The sequence below is a fragment of the Uruburuella testudinis genome (genome assembly GCF_022870865.1).
GTDB lineage: Bacteria > Pseudomonadota > Gammaproteobacteria > Burkholderiales > Neisseriaceae > Neisseria > Neisseria testudinis.
The window spans coordinates 1,641,587-1,663,247 of record NZ_CP091508.1; the positions used below are offsets into that span (position 1 = coordinate 1,641,587).

General features: G+C 49.9%; 20 protein-coding genes. 6 read left to right on the forward strand and 14 right to left on the reverse strand.

Features of this window, described 5'->3' with window-relative positions:
* Window positions 1-137: 137 nt before the first annotated feature.
* Together LVJ83_RS07520 and LVJ83_RS07525 are read right to left on the reverse strand one after the other, a co-directional pair.
* Complete coding sequence (locus LVJ83_RS07520; RefSeq protein ID WP_244783910.1) at window positions 138-842, reverse strand: IS1096 element passenger TnpR family protein; 705 nt, start codon at window positions 840-842, stop codon at window positions 138-140.
* A gap of 105 nt (window positions 843-947) precedes the next feature.
* Window positions 948-1,790: an aldo/keto reductase gene (locus LVJ83_RS07525; protein ID WP_244783911.1), complete on the reverse strand. Its 843-nt coding sequence runs from the start codon at window positions 1,788-1,790 to the stop codon at window positions 948-950.
* Between the two features lie 243 nt (window positions 1,791-2,033).
* Between LVJ83_RS07525 and LVJ83_RS07530 the strand changes: the two genes are divergently transcribed.
* Window positions 2,034-2,642: a plasmid pRiA4b ORF-3 family protein gene (locus LVJ83_RS07530; protein WP_244783912.1), complete on the forward strand. Its 609-nt coding sequence runs from the start codon at window positions 2,034-2,036 to the stop codon at window positions 2,640-2,642.
* Window positions 2,643-3,117: 475 nt separating this feature from the next.
* Here the strand turns inward: LVJ83_RS07530 and argH are convergent, their stop codons facing one another.
* Complete coding sequence (gene argH / locus LVJ83_RS07535; RefSeq protein WP_244783913.1) at window positions 3,118-4,500, reverse strand: argininosuccinate lyase; 1,383 nt, start codon at window positions 4,498-4,500, stop codon at window positions 3,118-3,120.
* 43 nt (window positions 4,501-4,543) lie between these two features.
* Here argH and LVJ83_RS07540 point away from each other — a divergent pair, with 43 nt between their 5' ends.
* The 5 genes from LVJ83_RS07540 (at window position 4,544) to LVJ83_RS07560 (ending at window position 8,045) form a co-directional block, all read left to right on the forward strand.
* On the forward strand, window positions 4,544-5,581 hold the full coding sequence (locus LVJ83_RS07540) for a sensor histidine kinase (RefSeq protein WP_244783914.1): 1,038 nt from the start codon (window positions 4,544-4,546) through the stop codon (window positions 5,579-5,581).
* A gap of 142 nt (window positions 5,582-5,723) precedes the next feature.
* Window positions 5,724-6,515: a polyamine aminopropyltransferase gene (locus tag LVJ83_RS07545; RefSeq protein ID WP_244783915.1), complete on the forward strand. Its 792-nt coding sequence runs from the start codon at window positions 5,724-5,726 to the stop codon at window positions 6,513-6,515.
* Between the two features lie 74 nt (window positions 6,516-6,589).
* Window positions 6,590-6,772, forward strand: a complete 183-nt coding sequence (locus LVJ83_RS07550; protein ID WP_244783916.1) for a hypothetical protein — start codon at window positions 6,590-6,592, stop codon at window positions 6,770-6,772.
* Window positions 6,769-7,095 carry a (2Fe-2S) ferredoxin domain-containing protein gene (locus LVJ83_RS07555; RefSeq protein ID WP_244783917.1) on the forward strand — a complete coding sequence of 109 codons (327 nt, stop codon included), beginning with the start codon at window positions 6,769-6,771 and terminating at the stop codon, window positions 7,093-7,095. Before LVJ83_RS07550 ends, LVJ83_RS07555 begins: the two co-directional genes overlap by 4 nt.
* A 314-nt stretch (window positions 7,096-7,409) precedes the next feature.
* Window positions 7,410-8,045 carry an alpha/beta hydrolase gene (locus tag LVJ83_RS07560; RefSeq protein ID WP_244787696.1) on the forward strand — a complete coding sequence of 212 codons (636 nt, stop codon included), beginning with the start codon at window positions 7,410-7,412 and terminating at the stop codon, window positions 8,043-8,045.
* 254 nt (window positions 8,046-8,299) lie between these two features.
* Here the strand turns inward: LVJ83_RS07560 and yfaE are convergent, their stop codons facing one another.
* The 11 genes from yfaE to rlmN form a co-directional block, all read right to left on the reverse strand.
* Window positions 8,300-8,599 carry a class I ribonucleotide reductase maintenance protein YfaE gene (gene yfaE / locus LVJ83_RS07565; RefSeq protein ID WP_244787698.1) on the reverse strand — a complete coding sequence of 100 codons (300 nt, stop codon included), beginning with the start codon at window positions 8,597-8,599 and terminating at the stop codon, window positions 8,300-8,302.
* Window positions 8,600-8,959: 360 nt separating this feature from the next.
* Window positions 8,960-10,093: a class Ia ribonucleoside-diphosphate reductase subunit beta gene (nrdB, locus tag LVJ83_RS07570; RefSeq protein WP_244783918.1), complete on the reverse strand. Its 1,134-nt coding sequence runs from the start codon at window positions 10,091-10,093 to the stop codon at window positions 8,960-8,962.
* Window positions 10,094-10,421: 328 nt separating this feature from the next.
* A complete protein-coding gene (gene nrdA, locus LVJ83_RS07575) occupies window positions 10,422-12,701 on the reverse strand; it encodes a class 1a ribonucleoside-diphosphate reductase subunit alpha (protein WP_244783919.1) in 2,280 nt (759 codons plus the stop codon).
* A 400-nt stretch (window positions 12,702-13,101) separates the two neighbouring features.
* On the reverse strand, window positions 13,102-13,377 hold the full coding sequence (gene hfq, locus LVJ83_RS07580; protein WP_244783920.1) for an RNA chaperone Hfq: 276 nt from the start codon (window positions 13,375-13,377) through the stop codon (window positions 13,102-13,104).
* A 342-nt stretch (window positions 13,378-13,719) separates the two neighbouring features.
* Window positions 13,720-15,177, reverse strand: coding sequence for a ribosome biogenesis GTPase Der (der, locus tag LVJ83_RS07585; RefSeq protein WP_244783921.1), 1,458 nt, complete (start codon window positions 15,175-15,177; stop codon window positions 13,720-13,722).
* Between the two features lie 451 nt (window positions 15,178-15,628).
* A complete protein-coding gene (locus LVJ83_RS07590; RefSeq protein WP_244783922.1) occupies window positions 15,629-16,258 on the reverse strand; it encodes a YfgM family protein in 630 nt (209 codons plus the stop codon).
* Window positions 16,259-17,554: a histidine--tRNA ligase gene (gene hisS, locus LVJ83_RS07595; RefSeq protein WP_244783923.1), complete on the reverse strand. Its 1,296-nt coding sequence runs from the start codon at window positions 17,552-17,554 to the stop codon at window positions 16,259-16,261.
* Window positions 17,555-17,633: 79 nt separating this feature from the next.
* A complete protein-coding gene (gene ispG / locus LVJ83_RS07600; RefSeq protein ID WP_244783924.1) occupies window positions 17,634-18,905 on the reverse strand; it encodes a flavodoxin-dependent (E)-4-hydroxy-3-methylbut-2-enyl-diphosphate synthase in 1,272 nt (423 codons plus the stop codon).
* On the reverse strand, window positions 18,905-19,780 hold the full coding sequence (locus tag LVJ83_RS07605; RefSeq protein ID WP_244783925.1) for a helix-turn-helix domain-containing protein: 876 nt from the start codon (window positions 19,778-19,780) through the stop codon (window positions 18,905-18,907). The genes ispG and LVJ83_RS07605 overlap by 1 nt, the downstream gene beginning before the upstream one ends.
* Window positions 19,780-20,544, reverse strand: coding sequence for a type IV pilus biogenesis/stability protein PilW (gene pilW / locus LVJ83_RS07610; RefSeq protein WP_244783926.1), 765 nt, complete (start codon window positions 20,542-20,544; stop codon window positions 19,780-19,782). The genes LVJ83_RS07605 and pilW overlap by 1 nt, the downstream gene beginning before the upstream one ends.
* A 3-nt stretch (window positions 20,545-20,547) precedes the next feature.
* Window positions 20,548-21,642 carry a dual-specificity RNA methyltransferase RlmN gene (gene rlmN / locus LVJ83_RS07615; RefSeq protein WP_244783927.1) on the reverse strand — a complete coding sequence of 365 codons (1,095 nt, stop codon included), beginning with the start codon at window positions 21,640-21,642 and terminating at the stop codon, window positions 20,548-20,550.
* Between the last annotated feature and the right edge of the window lie 19 nt (window positions 21,643-21,661).

Consider the following 21,661-nt stretch of genomic DNA (forward strand, 5'->3'; position numbering starts at 1 on the left):
ACGGATAAATAAATTTCAAATCGTGCATCGCGTATATGCCCTTAGGGTGTCCTGACCATTCAGAATTATTCAGATTTCGGGCTTACTTATTGCATGCCGTCTGAAACTTCCATTTCAGACGGCCTCATAGCATCAGCTCAGTTTTCGTCTATTTCCTGTTTAATCACAGCTGCCATGGCTTTGCCTGCTTCAGTAAGCGAGACCACCTCATCGGGCTGTTTGCAGGGCGTAACCCAGCCTTGATCGACAAAAAATTCATCCAGTCCTTCTTCCTGCAAATCGCCCCATAATATTTCACCATAACATTGCGGCTCAGCCAAAGCCATCAATACAGCTTCTTGATTATTTTCCCACACGCTGTCTTCACTATATTGCGGCGGTGATTTGCCTACTCTTTTCGCAGTGCGGCAATACCAACCGTCGCTGTCGGGATCATCATCATTAATCTGAAAAATCTTTTCCAGCCGCAGCCGGTGCATCCAGTCGTCGCCGAAGTCGAACCAATAATGGATGATGTCTTTTTCCTGTAATCCGGCATCGGCAATGGTAAATTGGGCGGCATTATGTACGGTAGTATTGCCATGACCGGGTACCGGGTCGAGCAGGCTGACTTCTTCGTGCCGGCCGTATAGCTCTTGCTCATTTTTGATGTCTTGACGGGTCAGCAAAAATTTGAACATATGCGGGTCAAAGCGGTCGAATGCCTCAAAAATTTCTTCGTGCAACATGGCAAACGGTGCATTGCCGTCCACTTCAATAATGCGGTGCAGTTTGTTGATAGGCTGGCCGCGCTCGCCGATAAGCGATACTTTGAAACGATACATGGTTACTTTTTTTGACATGGTTTACCTCACTGTTTGCCGACATCGTATGATGGGCAAGTTTAACAATTTGTTTGTGATTACACCCATCAAACCCTGTGCTGCTTTGGGTGTATTTGCCGTTTTTTATTCGACATCCAGCGGCACTCTGCCGTCGGGCACGGGAAACGCCTGATTCAACGCGCCGAACTGCTCGGCACTCAGGCTGATGGCCAGACAATCGGCAATTTCTTTCATATGTGCCGGTTTGCCGGTGCGCGGGATGGATACCATATTGCTTTGCGACAAGGTAAAGCACAGCAGCACTTGGTAGACGCTGATGTTTAATTCGGCGGCAATTTGCTGCACGGCGGGGTGGTTGGTTAACCCGCGTTGCAATGCGCCGGCTTGTGCCAGCGGGCAGTAGGCAATGGTGGGAATGTGGCGTTGGTCTTGCCAAGGCTTCAGCGCCACTTCGATGCCGCGCGAACCGAGGTGGTACAGCACTTGGTTAGCCCGGCAATGGCTGCCGTTGGCTTCGGCCAGCAATTCCTGCATATCTTCCAAATCAAAATTGGAGACGCCCCAAGCTTTGATTTTGCCTTTTTCTGCCATTTTTTCAAAAGTATCGATGGTTTCTGCCAAGGGCGTGCCGCCGCGCCAATGATAAAGATACATATCCAGATAATCGGTTTGCAATGCTTTCAACGAGGCATCGAGGCTTTGCTCAAGATAGCGGCGGTTGGCATTTTGGGGCAATACTTTGGAAATAATGTATAAATGTTCGCGCGGATACGGGGCAACGGCTTCACCCACCAGGTTTTCCGAACGACCGCTGCCATACATTTCGGCGGTGTCGATGATGGCAATACCGCGCTCGATGCCGTAACGCAGAGCGGCGATTTCTTCGGTGCGCGTGGCGCTGCTGTCGCCCAGTTTCCATGTGCCCATGCCCAATTTGCCGTGCTGCAATAATGTTTGTGTGGCCATTTGTCTGCCTTGATGGTGAAGTGGAAGATAAAGCTATTGTAGCATTGTGCCGGCTTGATGCTTGTCGGGAAGATTAAATGGCGGCCGTCTGAAACGCTTGTGTTCATTCAAAAGCAAAACGCGGCCGGATGATGTTTTGAATAAATATGAAAATTTGTTGTTCAGACGGCATTACTTTTTATGGCTATTTCCCATACAATCGCACCAACAGATGAAACAATCATATCGTAATAAAGGATTTTTATGAGAATTTACAAGCGCCCAAAAGCACCGCAACTGGTTTACCAACTGCATATTCGTTTGATGGATTCCGAACCGGAAATCTGGCGGCGGATATTGGTATCGGCAGATATTGATTTGAACAATTTTCACCGGGTGATTCAAGAAGCGTTTGAATGGGAAGGTTACCACCTGTTCCGCTTCAGCCAATACGAACCTTGGAGCGGCAATGTGGTTTTCCCGCCCACAGATGAATACGGTGCGATAAAGATGCCGAACGAAATGGGAATATATGATGCCCCGCCATTGCTGCGCGATGTGTTAGAGGTTGGCGGCCGTTTGTTTTATGTTTACGATTTCGGCGATGACTGGCAACATGAAATTTTGTGTGAAGCGCTGATGATAAAGCCGCCCAAAATCCGGCTGCCGCTGTGCACAGACGGTGCCAACCATGCGGCTTTTGAAGATGTGGGCGGTGTAGGCGGTTATATGGATATCGTGCATACTATCGCCAATCAAGATAAGCCTGAATATCAGCATGCAGTGGCTGAATTAATCGATGCATACGGCAAACGGATTTTGAAGTTTGATGCTGCTGCATTTGATCCGAAAAAAGTTAAGTTTTCACGTTAAGTGCCACGGGAACAGTTTGCCGTATAGATTATAGGTAATATCCGATGCCGTCTGAAATCCTTTGAAGATTTTGTAAAATTCCTGTTGTGTCAGCAGAAATGGTTCGGTGGAATGCTTTCACACTGAAAAAGTATTTTGCAAAAGTGCTGTTGGGGTTTCAGACGGCATGGTTTTACCATAGGCTGCGTTTGAGGCCGTCTGAAAACAGGCCGATAGGTGATGGAGATATGGCAACATAAAAAAGCATATCCGGCAGGATATGCTTTTTGTGTAATTTGTTCGTCAACAAGAGACTTATAGAAAAACCATCGATCTAGGTATCTTAACGTCGTTTACAAGGGGCTTTTACCCATGAAAATACAGAATGAACAAAAATCCATAAAAATTCAATATGTTGCGAGATTTTTTGAATACAGAAAATGCGTTTTCAGGGAAAATACCCGTAAGCCGAATAGTCAGAATGCGCTAGAACATGCTAACCGAGCAGCTGTGTCCGCCAGCGCCGGGCTTGCAGGCGCACTTGTTCGGGTGCGGTGCCGCCCAAATGGTTGCGTGCATTCAAACTGCCTTCGGGTGTGAGCACATCATAGACATCGTTTTCAATCAAATCAGAAAAGCCCTGTAACGTTTCCAGCGCCAGTTCGCTCAAATCCACGCCCTGCCCGTCGGCATGGCGCACGGCCAAGGCGACGACTTCGTGACTGTCGCGGAACGGCATGCCTTTTTTCACCAGATAATCGGCCAAATCGGTGGCGGTGGCAAAACCCTGCATCACGGCGGCGCGCATGTTTTCAGGCTTCACGCTGACACCGCGCATCATGTCGGCATAAATACGCAAGGTGTCGATTAAGGTGTCTACCGTATCAAACATCGGCTCTTTGTCTTCCTGATTGTCTTTGTTATAGGCCAACGGTTGTGATTTCATTAGCATAATCAAGCCGGTTAGATGGCCGATAACACGGCCTGATTTTCCGCGCACTAGCTCGGGCACGTCGGGGTTTTTCTTTTGCGGCATGATGCTGGAGCCGGTGCAGAAGCGGTCGGCAATATCGATAAAACCGAAGCGCGGGCTCATCCATAAAATCAACTCTTCCGACAAGCGGCTCAGATGCACCATCAGCAATGAGGCGGCGGCGGTGAACTCGATGGCAAAATCGCGGTCTGATACGGCATCCAGCGAATTTTGGCAAATTTGTTCGAAGCCCAGCAGCTCGGCGGTGGTTTCACGTCGGATCGGATAGGTGGTGCCGGCCAGCGCGGCGGCGCCCAGAGGCATGCGGTTGACCCGCTTGCGGCAATCGGCCATGCGTTCGTCGTCGCGGCCGAGCATTTCCACATAAGCCAGCATGTGGTGGCCGAAACTTACCGGCTGTGCAACTTGCAGATGGGTAAAACCGGGCATCACCACTTCGGCGTTTTGTTCGGCCAAATCCACCAGCGCCATTTGCAGATTTTGAATCAAACCCCGAATTCGGGTGATTTCGTCGCGCAGCCACAACCGGATATCGGTGGCTACTTGATCGTTGCGACTGCGGCCGGTATGCAAACGTTTGCCGGCATCGCCGATTTTATCGGTCAGGCGGCGTTCGATGTTCATATGGACATCTTCCAAATCCAATGACCAAGGCATTTTGCCGGCATCGATTTCTGCTATAATGGCGGCCATTCCCTCACGGATGGCGGTTAAGTCGTCTGCGCTCAACACGCCCGCCTGATGCAGCATTTGTGCATGTGCTAATGATCCTTGTATGTCCCACTTTGCCAGGCGCTTGTCGAAATCTATTGATCCGGTATATTTTTTGACCAGCTCCGACACAGGTTCGTTAAACCGGCCCGACCAAGTTTTGCTATCATTCATTTTATCGTCCACTATCGGTTATCTCTAGAATAAGGTGTTACTCATGCCCATTATACGTCAAATCATGTCTCGGTTTGCAGTGCCCGACATGCGAAATTTTGGCACTATTTTGCGCCTGATTCTTTCCAGCACCGCCGTATTGCTTCTTTTCCCCTTAATCAGCGCCTCACCATACAGCTATTTGGAACAAGTTTACCAGCACGCGAGCTGGGGCGCCCCCACCTTGCTGATTATTTTGATTGAAGGCTATCTGACTGCCGAAATTTTTCAAAAAATCAAAATACAAGCTTATGCTGTGGCAGTGGCCCATTTGCTGAACACCTTTATTTTTGTGATGGTGGATTATGTGATTTTGGGCACACGGCAAAGCTTTTGGCAGCATTTCTTTTTGTTTAACTTTGTTGCACTGGCCTTTATGTATACCGAAGCCACCCGCCGGCAGAGCCTGGTGCCTTCGCTTTCGGAAGCACGGTTGAGCGCGCTTACCGCCCGCATCCGCCCGCATTTTTTGTTTAACAGCCTCAACGCCGCCATCAGCTTAATCAGACTGCGCCCGTATGATGCGGAAACATTGCTGGAAAACCTGGCCAATCTTTTCCGCGCACAATTGCGCGACGGCAGCCAAAGCAGCACGCTGGGGCAGGAAATCGAATGGGCGCAGGAATATATCGCCATCGAGCAAATCCGCATGGGGCATACGCGCGTGCAGGTGATGTGGCAGCATAAAGCGCCCGATGATGCAGAAACGCCGCACCTGCTGTTGCAGCCCCTGTTGGAAAATGCAGTATTTCACGGCATCGAATCAGCCCACCGGCCGGGCTATATTTCGGTGCTCACCGCGCGCCAGAACCATTGGATTTATATCCGCATCGAAAACCCTTATATCCCGACCGAAAGCAACGAAAACGCCAAACCGCACAAAGGCAATTCAATGGCCTTGCAAAATTTGCAGGAGCGTTTGTCGCTGATGTATGACAACGATGCAAAAATCAGAAGCCGCAGCTTGGACGGCGTGTTCCGTGTCGATATCCGCCTGCCCTACCGCAAAAAATCATCCGATTTGGCCAAACTGTTCGGCTGAGGCAAACAGCCATCCGGCAGATTTCTTTAACACAGGGGCTGCCGCTCAGGTCGTGCTGCTCCTGCCCCGCAATTCAGCATTATCCCGAATCGGGAATCTGGGTTAAAATAAGCGCTTTCCTCTATTGAAATATTTGGTTTAAATGGCCCAACACCCCTACCGCCGCTTGCGTGCACAACGGTTCGAAATGCCCGAAGTCGGTATTTCAGAAGAAGGCAATATCCGTTCGCTGCACTTGGGCAGCGCCACCATTCAAAGCTCGATGAACCTCGATCATCCGGCCGAGCTGGTGCTTTCATACAGCCGCGCCATGATGGGCTGGCTGCTGTTTGCCGACCACACGCCCACCCACATCACCCAAATCGGCTTGGGTGGCGGATCATTTGCCCGCTGGATTGACGCCTACCTGCCGGCCACCCGTCAAACTGCCGTCGATATCAACCCGCAAGTGATTAATGTGGCACGCAGCCTGTTTGAATTGCCTTTTGAAGACGAACATTTTGAAATTATCGAAGCCGACGGCGCCGAATACATCAAAACCGTGCGCGGCGGCACTGATGTGATTTTGGTTGACGGTTTTGATGGCGAGCAAATCATCGATGCCCTGGTAGACGAGCCGTTTTTCCGCAACTGCCGCCGCGCGCTCTCGCCGGAAGGTGTGTTTGTAACCAACTGGTGGAGCGGCGACAAGCGCTATCAGCGTTTTGTCGAACGGTTGTTAGACGTATTTGAAGGGCGCGTGCTGGAGTTGCCCGCTGAAAGCCACGGCAATATGGCCGTATTTGCGTTTCAAAACACGCCGCAAGAGCAACGTTTGGACACATTGAAAAAACGTGCTGAAAAACTAAGCAACCAATACGGCTTAGATTTCAAGCGTATGTTTGCCGATTTTAAAGCCCACAATCAAAATAACGGCAAATCTTTTTGCTTGTAAGGCCGTCTGAAGCCTGTATAAATTATAAATGGGTAAGGCCGTCTGAAACCCTAGGGTTTCCTGATGTGTCGTTTATGAGGGAATTTTTGTTCCTGGAAATGCAGATGCAAGGCAAAAAACGCAGCCAGATTGGACATCTTGCAAGGCTTTTTAATGCAGCAGATGCGTTTTCAGGGGCAAAAAACGCCCTTAAAACGAATGTTCAGGATACCCTAGGCCACCGCGCCCAATACCACATTAAGAAAGCAAACCCATGAGCTATTTCGAACGCCACCTTTTTATTTGCACCAACGCCCGCCACGATGCTTGCAAACAAAGCTGCAACGATAATGGTGAAGGCGATGCCGCCGTCGATTTTTTAAAAGGCCATGCCAAGCAACTCGGCCTGATCGGCCCCGGCAAACTGCGTATCAGCAGCACCAGCTGTCTCGGCCGCTGCGAATCCGGCCCCGCTATGGTGATTTACCCCGAAGCGCGCTGGTATACTTATGTTGATGAAGAAGATTTGCAAGATATACTCGATCAAGATTTAAGCAACGGCGAAGTGGTAACACGTTTGCTGATTGATGCGCCCAAATAAAATAACAGCCATTCACAAACGGCGTTGACCGTCTTGTTGGCTTACTTTGGTGAATGGGTATTACAACTGACATTTGTTGCCGCAAGGCCGTCTGAAAGCTTTCAGACGGCCTCTGGCAAAACCAAGCTTTACATGCCGACGGTCGGATAACTGAATATCGAATAATGCCCATTCACAAAAAACAACCTAACGGCGGTGATTCGCCTTACCCTGCGTGCGTACTGTCGTCGGCTCGCCGATTTGTTCGCTTACTTTTATGAATGGGTATAATCAGAAAGCCTCAGCACTTGGGGCAAACCGAAAGAAAAATAATGATGCTGAAATCTCAAAACCAACACTTAATCGAAGGCCCCGCCGGCAAGCTTGAAACGCTTTACCTGGCGGCCCAGGGCCGTGAGCGCGGCGTGGCGGTCATCAACCACCCCAACCCCCGGCATGGCGGCACCAATACCAATAAAGTGATTCAAACCGCAGCCAAAGCATTGAGCCAACTCGGTTTTCATTGCTATCTGCCCAACCTTCGCGGTGTCGGCAACAGCGATGGCGAGCATGATTATGGCCGGGGCGAAACCGATGACTGTATCGCCGTTATCGACTATGCCCGCGCCCGCCATCCCGATGCCGCGCAGTTTGTGCTAAGCGGTTTTTCCTTCGGCGGCTATGTTGCTTTGTTTACTGCCCAACAGCGCCGCCCCGATTTGCTGCTGTTACTGGGGCCGGCAGTAGGCATATATGACCGCACAGAACCGATGGCCGCCGATGCAGCCAAAACCCTGCTGATACATGGCGAAACAGATGATATTGTGCCATTGCAAAATGCTTTCCGCTGGGCGGCGCCCCAAGATTTGGCCGTGGTGGTTTTGCCGGATGCATCGCATTTTTTCCATGGCAAACTGATTTTGCTGCGCGACACGATTTCCCGGCAGGCTGTTTCGTTTTTAAATGATTAATTCGATAGGATTCAACATCATAGCTAGAAAATGCCATATATAAATTCTGCATATCCATTCAAAAAATAAGCTGACAGCGTTGACTTGCCAGCTTATTTTGTGAATGGGTATTTTGTGCACGGTTTAAAAATATTCTGGAAATTCAAACCATTGAGCCGGTTAGCACCATCATGTAGAAATAGCAGGCCTTGGAAAATCCGGCTCACATGAGCTCATGCTTGGTGCGAGCTTGCCGATGTTGTTTGCGCCGGCGATCAAGATTCATCAAACAAATCATTTTCAAACAAATCGCGTGCTTGCATACGGGCATTGCAGTCGATTTCAATCGGCTCGGTTACCCGGCAGCAGCACGGCAGAATTTCATTGGGGCCGATAAACGCCAGCGGCAAATCGTGATACGCCACTTTGCCCGATAGCAGTTTTACCCGGCAAGAACCGCAATAGCCGCTCCGGCATTGGTATTCCACATCATGGCCGGTGCGCTCCAGCCCTTCGAGCAGTGTTTCGCCCTCTTGCAGTTCAAAAATTTTATCGCGGGTGGTGATTAAAGTCATGTGTGGTTTCAAATACTGCAACATCGCCGCCAGCAAACGCCCGGGCAATGTGGCTGCATCATGATAAAAATCAATTCGCACGGCTGTTCCTTATGGTTTCAGACGGCCTATTGATCATACAGGCCGGTTGTAACAGCATAGAAAAAACCGATGACAATTTAATGAATTACCCATTTATCAAAACAAGCTGCCGTCTTGTCAGCTTGGTGTATAAGCGGGTATAAAGGCCTTCTGAAATAATACGGAACATTTTCAGACGGCCTCAGATGTGATACCTACCCAAAAGGTCGAAACCGCCCTGCTCTAATGAGCAACCGGCGGTATATCCGAGCCTTTATGGCCATGCAGTCATGCCATGCTTTACAACTCGAAATCGCCCAAGTCTTCGGCTTTGACTTCCGCATCGATTTGACCGATCAGATAAGAGCTGATTTCCACTTCCTGTGGGGCGACCTGTACATTATCCGATGACAACCAAGCGTTAATCCACGGAATCGGGTTTTGATTGGCGCCTTCGAATGCGGGTTTCAAGCCCACCGCCGCCATGCGCAGATTGGTGATGTATTCCACATATTGGCCGAGAATTTCTTTGTTCAGGCCGATCATCGAACCATCTTTAAATAAATATTCCGCCCATTCTTTTTCCTGCAAAGCCGCCAGCTTAAACAGCTCGAAACATTCTTGTTCGGATTCGGCGGCAATTTCAGCCATTTCCGGGTCGTCCACACCGCTGCGCATCAGGTTGAGCATGTGCTGGGTGCCGGTAAGATGCAGCGCTTCATCGCGGGCAATCAGTTTGATGATTTTGGCGTTGCCCTCCATCAGCTCACGTTCTGCGAAAGCAAACGAGCAGGCAAAGGAAACATAAAAGCGGATGGCTTCCAATACGTTGACGCACATCAGGCACAGATAAAGCTTTTTCTTCAGTGCACGCAGGCTGATGGTGACGGTTTTGCCGTTGATTTGGTGTTGGCCTTCGCCCAGCAGATTATAGTATTGCGTGTGCTCGATTAAATCGTCATAGTAGCAGGCAATGTCTTCTGCACGTTTGATGATGTATTCGTTATCAACAATATCGTCAAACACAATCGAAGGATCATTAACGATATTGCGGATAATATGGGTGTAGGAGCGGGAGTGGATGGTTTCGGAAAACGACCAGGTTTCAATCCAGGTTTCCAGCTCGGGAATCGACACCAACGGCAGCAAGCCGACATTGGGGCTGCGTCCTTGAATCGAATCAAGCAGGGTTTGGTATTTCAGATTGCTGATAAAGATATGTTGTTCGTGCACCGGCAGGTTTTGATAATCGATACGGTCGCGCGACACATCGATTTCTTCCGGGCGCCAGAAAAAAGACAATTGTTTTTCAATCAGTTTTTCAAAAATTTCGTATTTTTGCTGGTCATAACGCGCCACATTCACCGGCTGGCCGAAAAACATCGGCTCCAGCAAAGCATTGTTTTTTTCTTTACTGAAAGTGCTGTAAGACATCACTAAATGTTCACACGACATGATTTGATTTCCAATATATTTTCAGACGGCCTCATTGGCCGCATGATTGATGATTTCAGGCGGAACCAATGTTCCGCCCTATTTACTTGATTTATCTCGGGTGCTGATATTTTATCTGTAATACCCATTCACAAAACAGCCTAACCACGTTCGTTCGCTTGTGCTTGAAGAGAATCGGTTTTGCTAAGGCGCTGAAGCACCAAATCAACCAACCTTGTATTCGCTGCACTGTCTCCAGCCCGCCGCTTTGTCCGCTTACTTGAGTGAATAGATATAAGAATCACCCGTCCGCCACCTGAGTAGTTTCTTAAATCTTACATGCTCCGCCTGCACAACCGTCGTCTTGCAGATCAACTTGGGTATCGTCGGCACCATCGCGGGTGTTGTGGTAATACAGGGTTTTCACGCCGAATTTATAGGCGGTGAGCAAGTCTTTCAGCATTTGCTTCATCGGCACACGGCCGCCTTCGAAACGCTGCGGATCATAACTGGTGTTGGACGAAATAGCCTGATCGACAAATTTCTGCATCACTCCCACCAGCTTCAGATAACCATCGTTGCCCGGCAATTGCCACAGCAGCTCGTATTGATCTTTCAAACGTCCGAATTCGGGCACCACTTGTTTCAAAATACCGTCTTTAGAAGCTTTTACCGATACCAGGCCGCGCGGCGGTTCAATGCCGTTGGTGGCGTTGGCAATTTGCGAACTGGTTTCAGACGGCATCAGCGCCGTCAGCGTGGAATTGCGCAATCCGTGTTGCACAATATCGGCGCGCAGGCTTTCCCAATCCAGATGCAAAGGCTCTTGGCAGACGGCATCCAAATCTTTTTTGTAAGTATCAATCGGCAGCTTGCCCTGCGCATAAGTGGTTTCGTGAAACAGCGGGCAGGCGCCGTATTCTTTGGCCAGGCTCACCGAGGCTTTGAGCAGGTAATATTGAATCGCTTCAAAGGTGCGGTGGGTCAGGCCGATGGCAGAGTCATCGCTGTAGCGTACACCGTTTTTGGCCAGATAGTAAGCATAGTTAATCACGCCGATGCCGAGGGTGCGGCGGTTCATGGTGGCGATTTGCGCTGCCTTAATCGGATAATCTTGGTAATCTAGCAAGGCATCCAGCGCGCGTACCGCCAAATCGGCCAACTCTTCCAACTCGTCGAGGCTGTTCAACGCGCCCAAGTTAAAGGCCGACAAGGTGCACAGGGCGATTTCGCCGTTTTCATCGTTGATGTCGTTTAAGGGCTTGGTCGGCAGCGCGATTTCCAAACACAGATTGGACTGGCGGACCGGCGCCACACTCGGATCAAACGGGCTGTGGGTGTTGCAGTGATCAACGTTTTGAATGTAGATGCGGCCGGTGCCGGCGCGCTCCTGCATCAGCAAGGAAAACAGCTCGGTGGCGGGTACAATGCGCTTGCGGATGGCCGGGTCCTGCTCATATTGGGTGTAGAGGCGTTCGAATTCGTCTTGATCGGCGAAAAATGCATCATACAGGCCGGGAACTTCGTGCGGTGAAAACAACGCAATATCGCCGCCTTTAATCAGGCGGGTATACAGCAGCCGGTTGATTTGTACACCGTAATCCAGATGGCGTACACGGTTATCTTCCACACCGCGGTTGTTTTTCAGCACCAGCAGGCTTTCCACTTCGATGTGCCATAACGGGTAAAATAAAGTGGCTGCACCGCCGCGCACCCCGCCCTGTGAGCAGGATTTCACCGCAGCTTGGAACATTTTGAAAAATGGAATACAGCCGGTGTGTTGCGCTTCGCCGCCACGGATTTCACTACCCAAGCCACGGATGCGGCCGGCGTTGATACCGATACCGGCGCGTTGCGACACATATTTGACAATCGCGCTGGTGGTTGCATTGATGCTGTCGAGGCTGTCGTCGCATTCAATCAATACGCAGCTGGAAAATTGGCGGGTGGGAGTGCGCACACCGCTCATTATCGGTGTGGGCAGGGAAATTTTGAATTGGCTGGTGGCATCATAGAATTTTTTCACATAAGCCAAACGGGTGTTGCGCGGATATTTGGCAAACAGGCACATAGCCACCAGCATATACAGAAACTGAGGGGTTTCGTAGATTTCACGGCTGACGCGGTTTTGCACCAGATACTTGCCCTCGAGCTGCTTAACGGCGCCATAAGAAAAGCTCATATCGCGCTCATGGTCAATATAAGCATTGAGCTCGTCAAATTCTTCACGGCTGTAATCGGCCAACAAGTGGCGGTCGTATTTACCTGCCTCGGTCAGCTTGCGGACATGCTCAAGCAGGTGTGGCGGCTCGAATTCGCCGTAAGCGATTTTACGCAGGTGGAAAATCGCCAAACGTGCCGCCAGATATTGGTAATCGGGTGTTTCTTGTGAAATCAGGTCGGCAGCGGCTTTGATGATGGTTTCATGGATATCGTCGGTACGGATGCCGTTGTAAAACTGGATATGCGATTTCAGCTCAACCTGAGAGACGGAAACATTGTCTAAGCCCTCGGCCGCCCAAGTGATGACACGGTGGATTTTATCAAGATTGATGTCTTCCAAACGCCCGTCACGCTTGGTTACTTTCAGATTGCTGGTTACGTTCATCGCCAAATCCCGGTTAGTCAGAAACACAAGATACGGTAGTATCTCGCCGTGTGGAACACAATATAATGTATTTTCTGGCACTCTGCCAGTCTTGACAAACCGCTTGCTTTTGCGTGGATGGTGCGCTCTGATGAGGCCGTTTTTGATAGTGCCTTGAGTATTCAGCCATTGCCGTATTTTTGACACAATGTTTGCCTAAAAATGGTGCAGTAGTTAATTATTGTAAACCCTTTGTTGACCTTTTTCGCTTGCCAAATATGTTTGCACGACAATTTATGCCAAATAACAATATTATATGTACATCAATGCAATCAGGTTGTTTTTTATCCCCCGGTTCCACCAATTCACAATATAAAAATACCTTACCGAGAGCAACGGTAAGGTATTTAAAGTAAACGGCTTATTCTGCGGTTTGGGTTTCCACTTGCACCGGTGCGGCAGCCTGCTGCTTCTCATGCTGAAGGCTGACGGCCCGAGCCGGTACAATAGTTGAAATCGCATGTTTGTAAACCATTTGTGTGACCGAGGTGTTGCGCAACAACACCACATATTGGTCGAATGACTCTACCTGGCCTTGTAATTTGATACCGTTAACCAGGTAAATAGAAACCGGCACATGCTCTTTACGCAAGGCGTTCAAAAAAGGATCTTGTAACATTTGTCCTTTAGCTGTCATATTTTTAACTCCGTTATTATGGTTCTAGGGTTTCGGGAAAGTACGTGCCGATTGTAGCCCCGAATGCCGCTTTTTACCAATACTTTTCGGTAAGAATGTGCAAACGTCGTGTTTCCATCCATTCGAAAAAAACAGCCGGCAAGAAGAGCTACATAGTCAGATTAATCTTTTCGAATCGGTATGATGCCGCAACCGCATGAGTTTAGATGCCTATGCCGTCTGAAAGTTTCCGTTTTTTTCAGACGGCCTGAAAAATCATGCTGGCAAACAAGTTTGATGTTTTTCCAAAATGGTTTTTATCAAACGACAGGCCGTCTGAAATAGGTTTCAGACGGCCTTCTGTTATTTGCTGTGTTGTTTTTTCACGCTGACTTTGGTTTTCTTTTTGAAGCGGCTTTTTTCTTCTTTGCGCCCTTCCCGCTTTTCAATGCGGTTACTTAGAGCCACCCGGCGCAGCGGTTTTTTCTTCGGTTTGTCATCCGCTTCTTCATAAGGGTTTTCAGAAACATTATATTGAATCCGCAGCGGCGTGCCTTGCAGGTTGAAGGCTTTGCGGAAGGTTTGGGTCAGATAGCGGGTATATGAATCCGAGATATGATGCAGCGAATTGCCATGCACAACGATAACCGGCGGATTCATGCCGCCTTGGTGGGCATAGCGCATTTTAGGGCGCACCAAGCCGGCTCTGGGCGGCTGTTGGCGCTCGATGGCGCTTTGCAGCACCCGGGTAATTTTCGGTGTCGGCATTTTAATCATGGCGGCGTTATAAGCCGATTGGATGCTGTCAAACAAGCCATCAATGCCGCGCTCTTTTAATGCGGAAATATAATGGAATTTGGCAAATTCGAGAAAATACAGTTTGCGGGCGATATCGCGCTTGACTTGCTCTTTACGCTCGTCACCGATGTTGTCCCATTTGTTTACAGCTACTACCAGCGCCCTGCCCGCTTCCAGCGCAAATCCGGCAATGGTGGCATCTTGGTCGGCAATATCTTGCTGCGCATCCAGCACCAATACCGCCACATTCGCCGCTTCAACGGCCTGCATGGCTTTAATCACCGAAAATTTTTCTACCGCTTCATCCACTTTGCCGCGACGGCGCACGCCTGCGGTATCAATGATGGTAAACGGCTTGCCTTCACGTTCAAAGTCGATATGGATACTGTCACGCGTGGTGCCGGCCATGTCGAACGCAATCACGCGCTCTTCGCCGAGGATGGCGTTGACCAGTGTCGACTTGCCCACATTCGGGCGGCCGATAATGGCAAACACAGGGTGTTTGGGCTGTTCGGTTTCTTCTTCGGCATCGGGAAAATGTTCCAACACTTCTTCAATCAGGTGATAAACACCGTCACCGTGCGCACCGGAAATAACAGTCGGCTCGCCCAAAGCCAGTTCGTAAAATTCAGCAGCCAGCACGGCCTGATTGGCGCCTTCCCCTTTATTCACCGCCAGAAAGACCGGGCGCGTACTTTGGCGCAAACGGTCGGCAATGATTTTGTCTTGCGGGGTAACACCGTTGCGGCCGTCGACCAGAAACACGACTGCATCTGCTTCATCAATGGCTTGCAGTGTGTGTTTGGCCATTTCGTGCAAAATGCCGCTGTCAACCACCGGCTCGAAGCCGCCGGTATCGATTACCAGATAAGGCTTGCTGCCCACACGGCCATGCCCGTAGTGCCGGTCGCGTGTCAGCCCGGGCATGTCGGCGACCAATGCATCTTTGGTACGGGTGAGCCGGTTAAATAAAGTGGATTTGCCGACATTCGGGCGGCCGACCAAAGCTATTGTGGGTTTCATGTGCGTCTCTAAAATGGTTTCAGACGGCCTACATATCGGCAGGCGGCCAAGAAAAAGTTAAGGGCTTGTAAAAAGCAATCTCCTTTTTACAAGCTGCCCAGGGCTTTTTGACTATGCAGAATTATTCAGATTGTTTGTGATGCAAATATAGATGCAGGGTGAAATGCAGCAGATGTACTTGTCAGCAAACAAAAAGATAATGATATGTGAATAATCAAAAGGCCTGCGGCGGTTTATACCCAATCGGGCTGTCTGTAGGCAGAAACGGATATTCGACAAAGCTGTTTGCAGCATCTTTTCTTGTACTGCTACAAAAAATCATCCGACTGCACCGGCTTGCCGTCTTATCCGTTTATATTTAATCGGCGTTATGTTATGCAATTGTTGTTTTATTGCCGTAATTACCCGCTATTGCCGAACAGATGTTTTTAAAATGCCAACCGTTTGGTTTTTATTTCAACTGATCAGCCTTAAGTTGCAGCAACTCACGATTACCGGCTTCTTTAGGCAATTTGTTCAAGGTTTGCTCGTATGCAGCCAATGCTTCTTTGGCTTTTCCTTCAGCCGCATAAACATCGCCTTTGGTTTCCAGCAGCAGCGGTTCGAAATCAGCGTCAACAGGAGTATCCAAAGCTGTCAGCGCTTCGGTGTATTTTTTCTGCTGCAGATACACAATGGCCAAGCGTTGGGCGGCAAGCGCCTGAACCAGTGGGGCTTTTTGGTTTTTCAGCACCCAATTCAGATGGCCTTCGGCCACATCATATTTGCCATTGTCAAATTCAGTGGCGGCTGCCATTAACGTGCCTTGTGCAGCGGCAATACTACCGGGATAATTTTGCTGCAAATCGGCCAAATCGGCACGAATGGCGTTTTGATCGCCCTGATTTTGTGCTTTTTCAACCATTTGAGCTAATACTTCGGCTGCTTGTTGGTCTTTTTTGAGTTGGTGGTTTTGATACCATACGTGGCCGAGATAGGCTAAAGCGACCAGCACCAATACGGTAAACAGCCAGCGCCCCCAGCTTTTCCAAAAATATTTGAAATTTTCGAGCTCTTCCTGATCTTGAATATGTGTTGCCATTTATGCCTGTTTCCATGTTTTTAAAGTATTCGATAATTCTGCAGCCGGCACAGTAATCTGCCCCAAACCGCCCTGCAAGTCTTTCAGCGTTACTTCGCCTTTGAGCAATTCGTCTTGTGCCACAATCAGTGCAAAACGTGCCTGGCTGCCGTCGGCTTTTTTCATTTGCGCCTTCAGGCTCTGATAGCCCGAATGCTGCAACACGTTAAAGCCTTCCCGGCGCAAATCGGCGGCATATTGCAATACTTGCAAGGCCGCACCTTCGCCTTGGTGCATGGCATAGACATCGGGAGCGGCATAATCATCCAGTGAGCCGTATTCATGCACCAGCAGCAGCAAGCGCTCAATGCCCATTGCAAAGCCGATAGAAGGCGCACTTTTGCCGCCCAGCTCTTCTATCAGGCCGTTGTAACGGCCGCCGCCGCAAACCGTGGCTTGGGCGCCGAGTTTGTCGGTGGTCCATTCGAAAACGGTGAGATTATAATAATCCAAGCCGCGCACAAGCCGTGGGTTTTCTACATAAGCAATGCCCATACCGTCGAGCATGGTTTTAAATTGCCGGTAATGCGTGTGCGAAGCTTCGCCGAGATAGTCAATCAGGCTTGGCGCACCATTACAAATATCCTGTAAATCAGGGTTTTTGCTATCGAGTACCCGCAGCGGGTTGGTATGCAGACGCCGTTTGCTGTCGTCATCCAGCAAGTGTTCATAGCTGCTGAGATATCCGACCAGCGCGGCGCGGTGTGCGGCACGTTCTTCACGATTCCCCAGGCTGTTGATTTCTAACGTAAGGTGTTCGCTTATTCCTAATTCCCGCCATAAATCGGCCGACATGGCAACGATTTCCGCATCAATATCGGGCCCTTCAAAACCCAATGCTTCGATGCCCACTTGGTGAAACTGGCGGTAACGGCCTTTTTGCGGGCGTTCGCGCCGAAACATCGGCCCCATATACCAAAGCTTCTGAGGGCTGTTATAGAGCAGATTATGTTCGACAACGGCACGCAGGCAGGAAGCTGTGCCTTCGGGGCGCAAGCTCAAACTCAAAGAGTCGTTAGAATCGGAAAAGGTGTACATTTCTTTGCCGACCACATCGGTTTCTTCGCCGATCGAGCGCACAAACAAGCCGGTTTGCTCAACAATCGGTGTGCGGATTTGACGGTAGCCGAAACGGCGGGTCCAGCGCACAACCGTATCTTCAAAGGCCTGCCAAAATGATGAGGTTAATTGAAAGTCTTTTTGCGCTATCGGCAGCAAATCATTCATGCCTTTTACAGCTTGGATTTTCTTTCCCATGGTTGTCTTTAAACTGTCCATTTGCAATAACAAGGCCGTCTGAAAAACCATTAAACATTCAGACGGCCTCATCTGATGATTATGAGGCTTTAATCGGAATAATACGGATAGACGAGCGCTTGGCACCGCCTTCACCATAATGGGTTTCCACATATTCTTGCACAATCGCCAAAAACTCGGCGGCCATATTGTCGCCTTTCAGTGTGACTTTGCGCTGACCGTCGACATAAACAGGGGCGACAGGTGTTTCACCGGTACCGGGCAGGCTGATGCCGATATCGGCTAATTTGCTCTCACCGGGGCCATTGACCACACACCCCATCACGGCGACATTCAAACTTTCGACCCCCGGATATTGCGCGCGCCAAACCACCATCTGTTCACGCAAATATTGCTGGATATCGCGTGCCAGCTCTTGAAAAACTGTGCTGGTGGTACGGCCGCAACCGGGGCAGGCAGTAACCATCGGTGTAAACGAACGCAAGCCCATGGTTTGCAAAATTTCCTGCCCCACCACCACTTCCTGAGTGCGCGGGCTGCCCGGTTCGGGCGTGAGGGAAATGCGGATAGTGTCGCCTATGCCTTCTTGAAGCAATACGGCCAACGCCGCAGTGGATGCGACAATGCCTTTACTGCCCATGCCTGCTTCAGTCAGGCCCAAATGCAGCGGATAACGACAACGTGCACCCAAATCACGATAGACTTGAATCAAATCCTGCACCGCGCTCACTTTGCACGACAAAATGATTTTGTTTTCCGGCAAGCCCAAATCAACCGCTTTTTGGGCGGATTCCAAGGCCGATACAATCAAGGCTTCTTTCATCACTTCATCAGGTGATTTCGGGTTGGCGGAAGCCAAATTGGCATCCATCATCCGTTTGGCCAAGCTTTGATCGAGGCTGCCCCAATTGACACCGATGCGTACGGCTTTATCATGCTCTGCGGCAGTGCGGATCATATAGGCAAATTTTTCATCGCCTTTCACCCCCTTGCCGACATTGCCGGGGTTGATGCGGTATTTTGACAACGCCTTAGCGCAATCCGGAAACTCTTGCAGCAGGCGCTCGCCATTAAAGTGGAAATCGCCAATCAATGGGGTGTTACAGCCCATATCATCAAGACGCCGGCGGATTTCGGCTACTTTGCCGGCCGCTTCGGGGCTGTTTACCGTGATGCGGACCATTTCCGAGCCAGCATCGCTGAGCGCTTTGATTTGCTGCGCGGTGCCTGCTGCATCGGCAGTGTCGGTGTTGGTCATCGACTGAACGATTACCGGCGATTCAGAGCCCACGGCAATGTGGTCGATTTGTACTTGGTGTGTGTTCCTGCGTATTGGTGCTTGCGTGCTCATTATTGGCCTGCTTTGAATGATGAGGTTTTTTGGCTCACCATATGGTTGGATACGGCAATATTTTGGCCGCCATAACTGGCCGTCGCGCCAATGGCGTAGCCAATCCATACATCATAGGGCGCCGCGCCTTGAAAGCGGTGTTCGCTGCCCGCCGGCACAATCCGGTTAACCACAAACTGCCCGTCCTTGTCTTTAATCACCAGATTGGAGCGATAGCGAACCTTAACCACCAACTCATCAGCCGCCGCTACGGGTTCGCCGGCAGCCGACGCCGCTTGCGAAGCTGCCGCAGACGGTGCGCTGGCGGCAGAAGCCGTTATCGTTTGCTCGGCATCACTGCTCATGGCCACCACCGAAACATTGCTGGCCTGAAGATTGGGCGCAGCCACTTCATTCAAAGCCGTGCTGCTGCTGTCGGCTTGTTTTTCATTTTCGGCATTGGATTTGCTTTGCCAGGCATAAACGCCACCGGCAATGGCCGCCAACAGCAATATGCCGAAAACCCATTTGGGAAATGATTTTTTAATTTCGGTTTGCTGATAATTTAATGATTCGGCATGCTTACGCTCAGCTGCGTAAACATTGTGCCGACTTTGCGGCATGATGCGGTCGAGATAGCCGGCCACTTCATTATCATCAAGCTCGAGAAAACGGGCATATGTACGCAAAAAACCGCGCACGAACACCAATTCGGGCAGCCCTTCGTAATTTCCGCTTTCCAAGCCTTCTATCTGGCGTGCCGGCAGCTTGAGGCGTTCAGCTACTTCCCCAATGGAAAATCCGCGCTTTTCACGGGCAATCCGCAGCTTTTCACCTAACTCGGTTGCTGCATCGACTGTGCTGTCGGGTTCGTTATATCGTTTATTATCACTCATTACAAGCGTCCTGTTGTAATTGATTGCAATTCTTCAGAGTAAGGAAAGTTTGCCCGCAATTGGGCTTCGTATTCATAAGCCGCCTGCATATTGCCGAGCGATCGCGACAAGCGCCACCCCAACAGCAAATCATCTGCTGTCAGCACATCGATTTTACTTTGATACTGACGGAAGTAATAATCTGCATCATTTAAATGGCCTGCCAGCATTTTTGTTCGTGCCAGCTCTTTTAATGCCGGAAAAAAGCCCGGATCGGCTGCTAAAGAACGCTCCAAATAAGCTTCCGATAAAGCATATTGCCCCATTTTAGCGCTGCATATGCCTTTATTCAGATAAGCTACTTGTGGATTCGGATAAGTAGGATCGGCCAAAGCCGTATCAAAATAAGCAATCGACTCGGCAGGCTGGTTTACCTGACTGCACAAAAACCAGCCGTAATTATTATTGGTTTCTGCGCTGGCAGGGTTAATTGCCAAGGCCTTCAGAAAGCTTTCCCGCGCTTTATCGGGCACTTTCAGATATTGGTAAATTTGGGCGCGCACCAGCCATGCATTTTCATTTTTGCTGTTGGAAACCAATGCTTCTTCAATGCTGGTGGTTGCCTGACGGTAATCTTTTGCCCGCATATATTCAACGGCCAGTTGGGTTTTGATATTGGACACCTCAATTGCGCGCTCACGTGTGCTGGGTTTTGAACCACCGGTGCCTGCGCAGGCGCTGACCAGCAATGCCAGCAACAAAGGCTGCCAAATTGTTAACTTCATCGCTTAACCTTGTTGTTCTATTAAAATCTGCTGCCATTTTTGTTGGCGGCGGGTTTTATCTTTAACCTGCCCGGCAAGCTGGCCGCAGGCGGCATCAATATCGTCACCGCGGGTTTTGCGTACCGTAACCACCAAGCCGGCCTGTTGCAGAATATCACGGAATACGCGGATGTTTTCATTACTGGAGCGTTCGTAACCTGAGCTTGGAAACGGATTAAACGGAATCAGGTTAAATTTGCAGGGCACATCGCGCACCAGCTCAAGCAATTCCCGTGCATGTTGCGGCTTGTCATTGATGCCGTCAAGCATGACATATTCAAAAGTAATAAAATCACGCGGTGCTTTCACCAGATAACGCTGGCAAGCAGCCATCAGCGCTTTGAGCGGGTATTTTTTATTCAGCGGCACGATTTCATCACGCACGGCGTCATTTGAAGCATGCAGGGAAACGGCCAACGCAACCGGCATCACATCTTTCAAGCGGTCCATTTGCGGCACCATACCGGAGGTAGAAACCGTTACCCGACGGCGCGACAAACCATAGCCGTGATCATCCAGCATAATACCCAGTGCGGTCACTACGTTATCGAAATTGGCCAACGGCTCGCCCATGCCCATCATCACCACATTGGAAATTACCCGCTCGTTTTTAGGGGTTACCCCCATGGCCTTATTGGCCCACCACAGCTGGCCGATGATTTCGGCGGCAGTCAGATTTCGGTTGAAACCTTGGCGGCCGGTTGAGCAAAACGTGCATTCCAGCGCACAGCCGACCTGAGAAGAAATACACAACGTGCCCCGTTCGGATTCCGGGATAAATACGGTTTCTACACCGTTTCCGGTGCCGACATCAAGCAGCCATTTTCGGGTGCCGTCTGAAGATTTTTGCGAAGTCATCAAGTCGGGAACAATAATGTCGGCTTGGGCTTGCAGCTTGGCACGCAGTGATTTTGCCAAATCGGTCATTTCATTGAAATCGCAGGCACCACTTTGATGCATCCAGCGCATCACTTGCTTGGCGCGAAACGGCTTTTCGCCCATTTCGGCAAAATGGGCGGTCAGGCCGTTCAAATCAAAATTCAGTAAATTGGTTTTCATGTGTTCTTTTATAATGAAA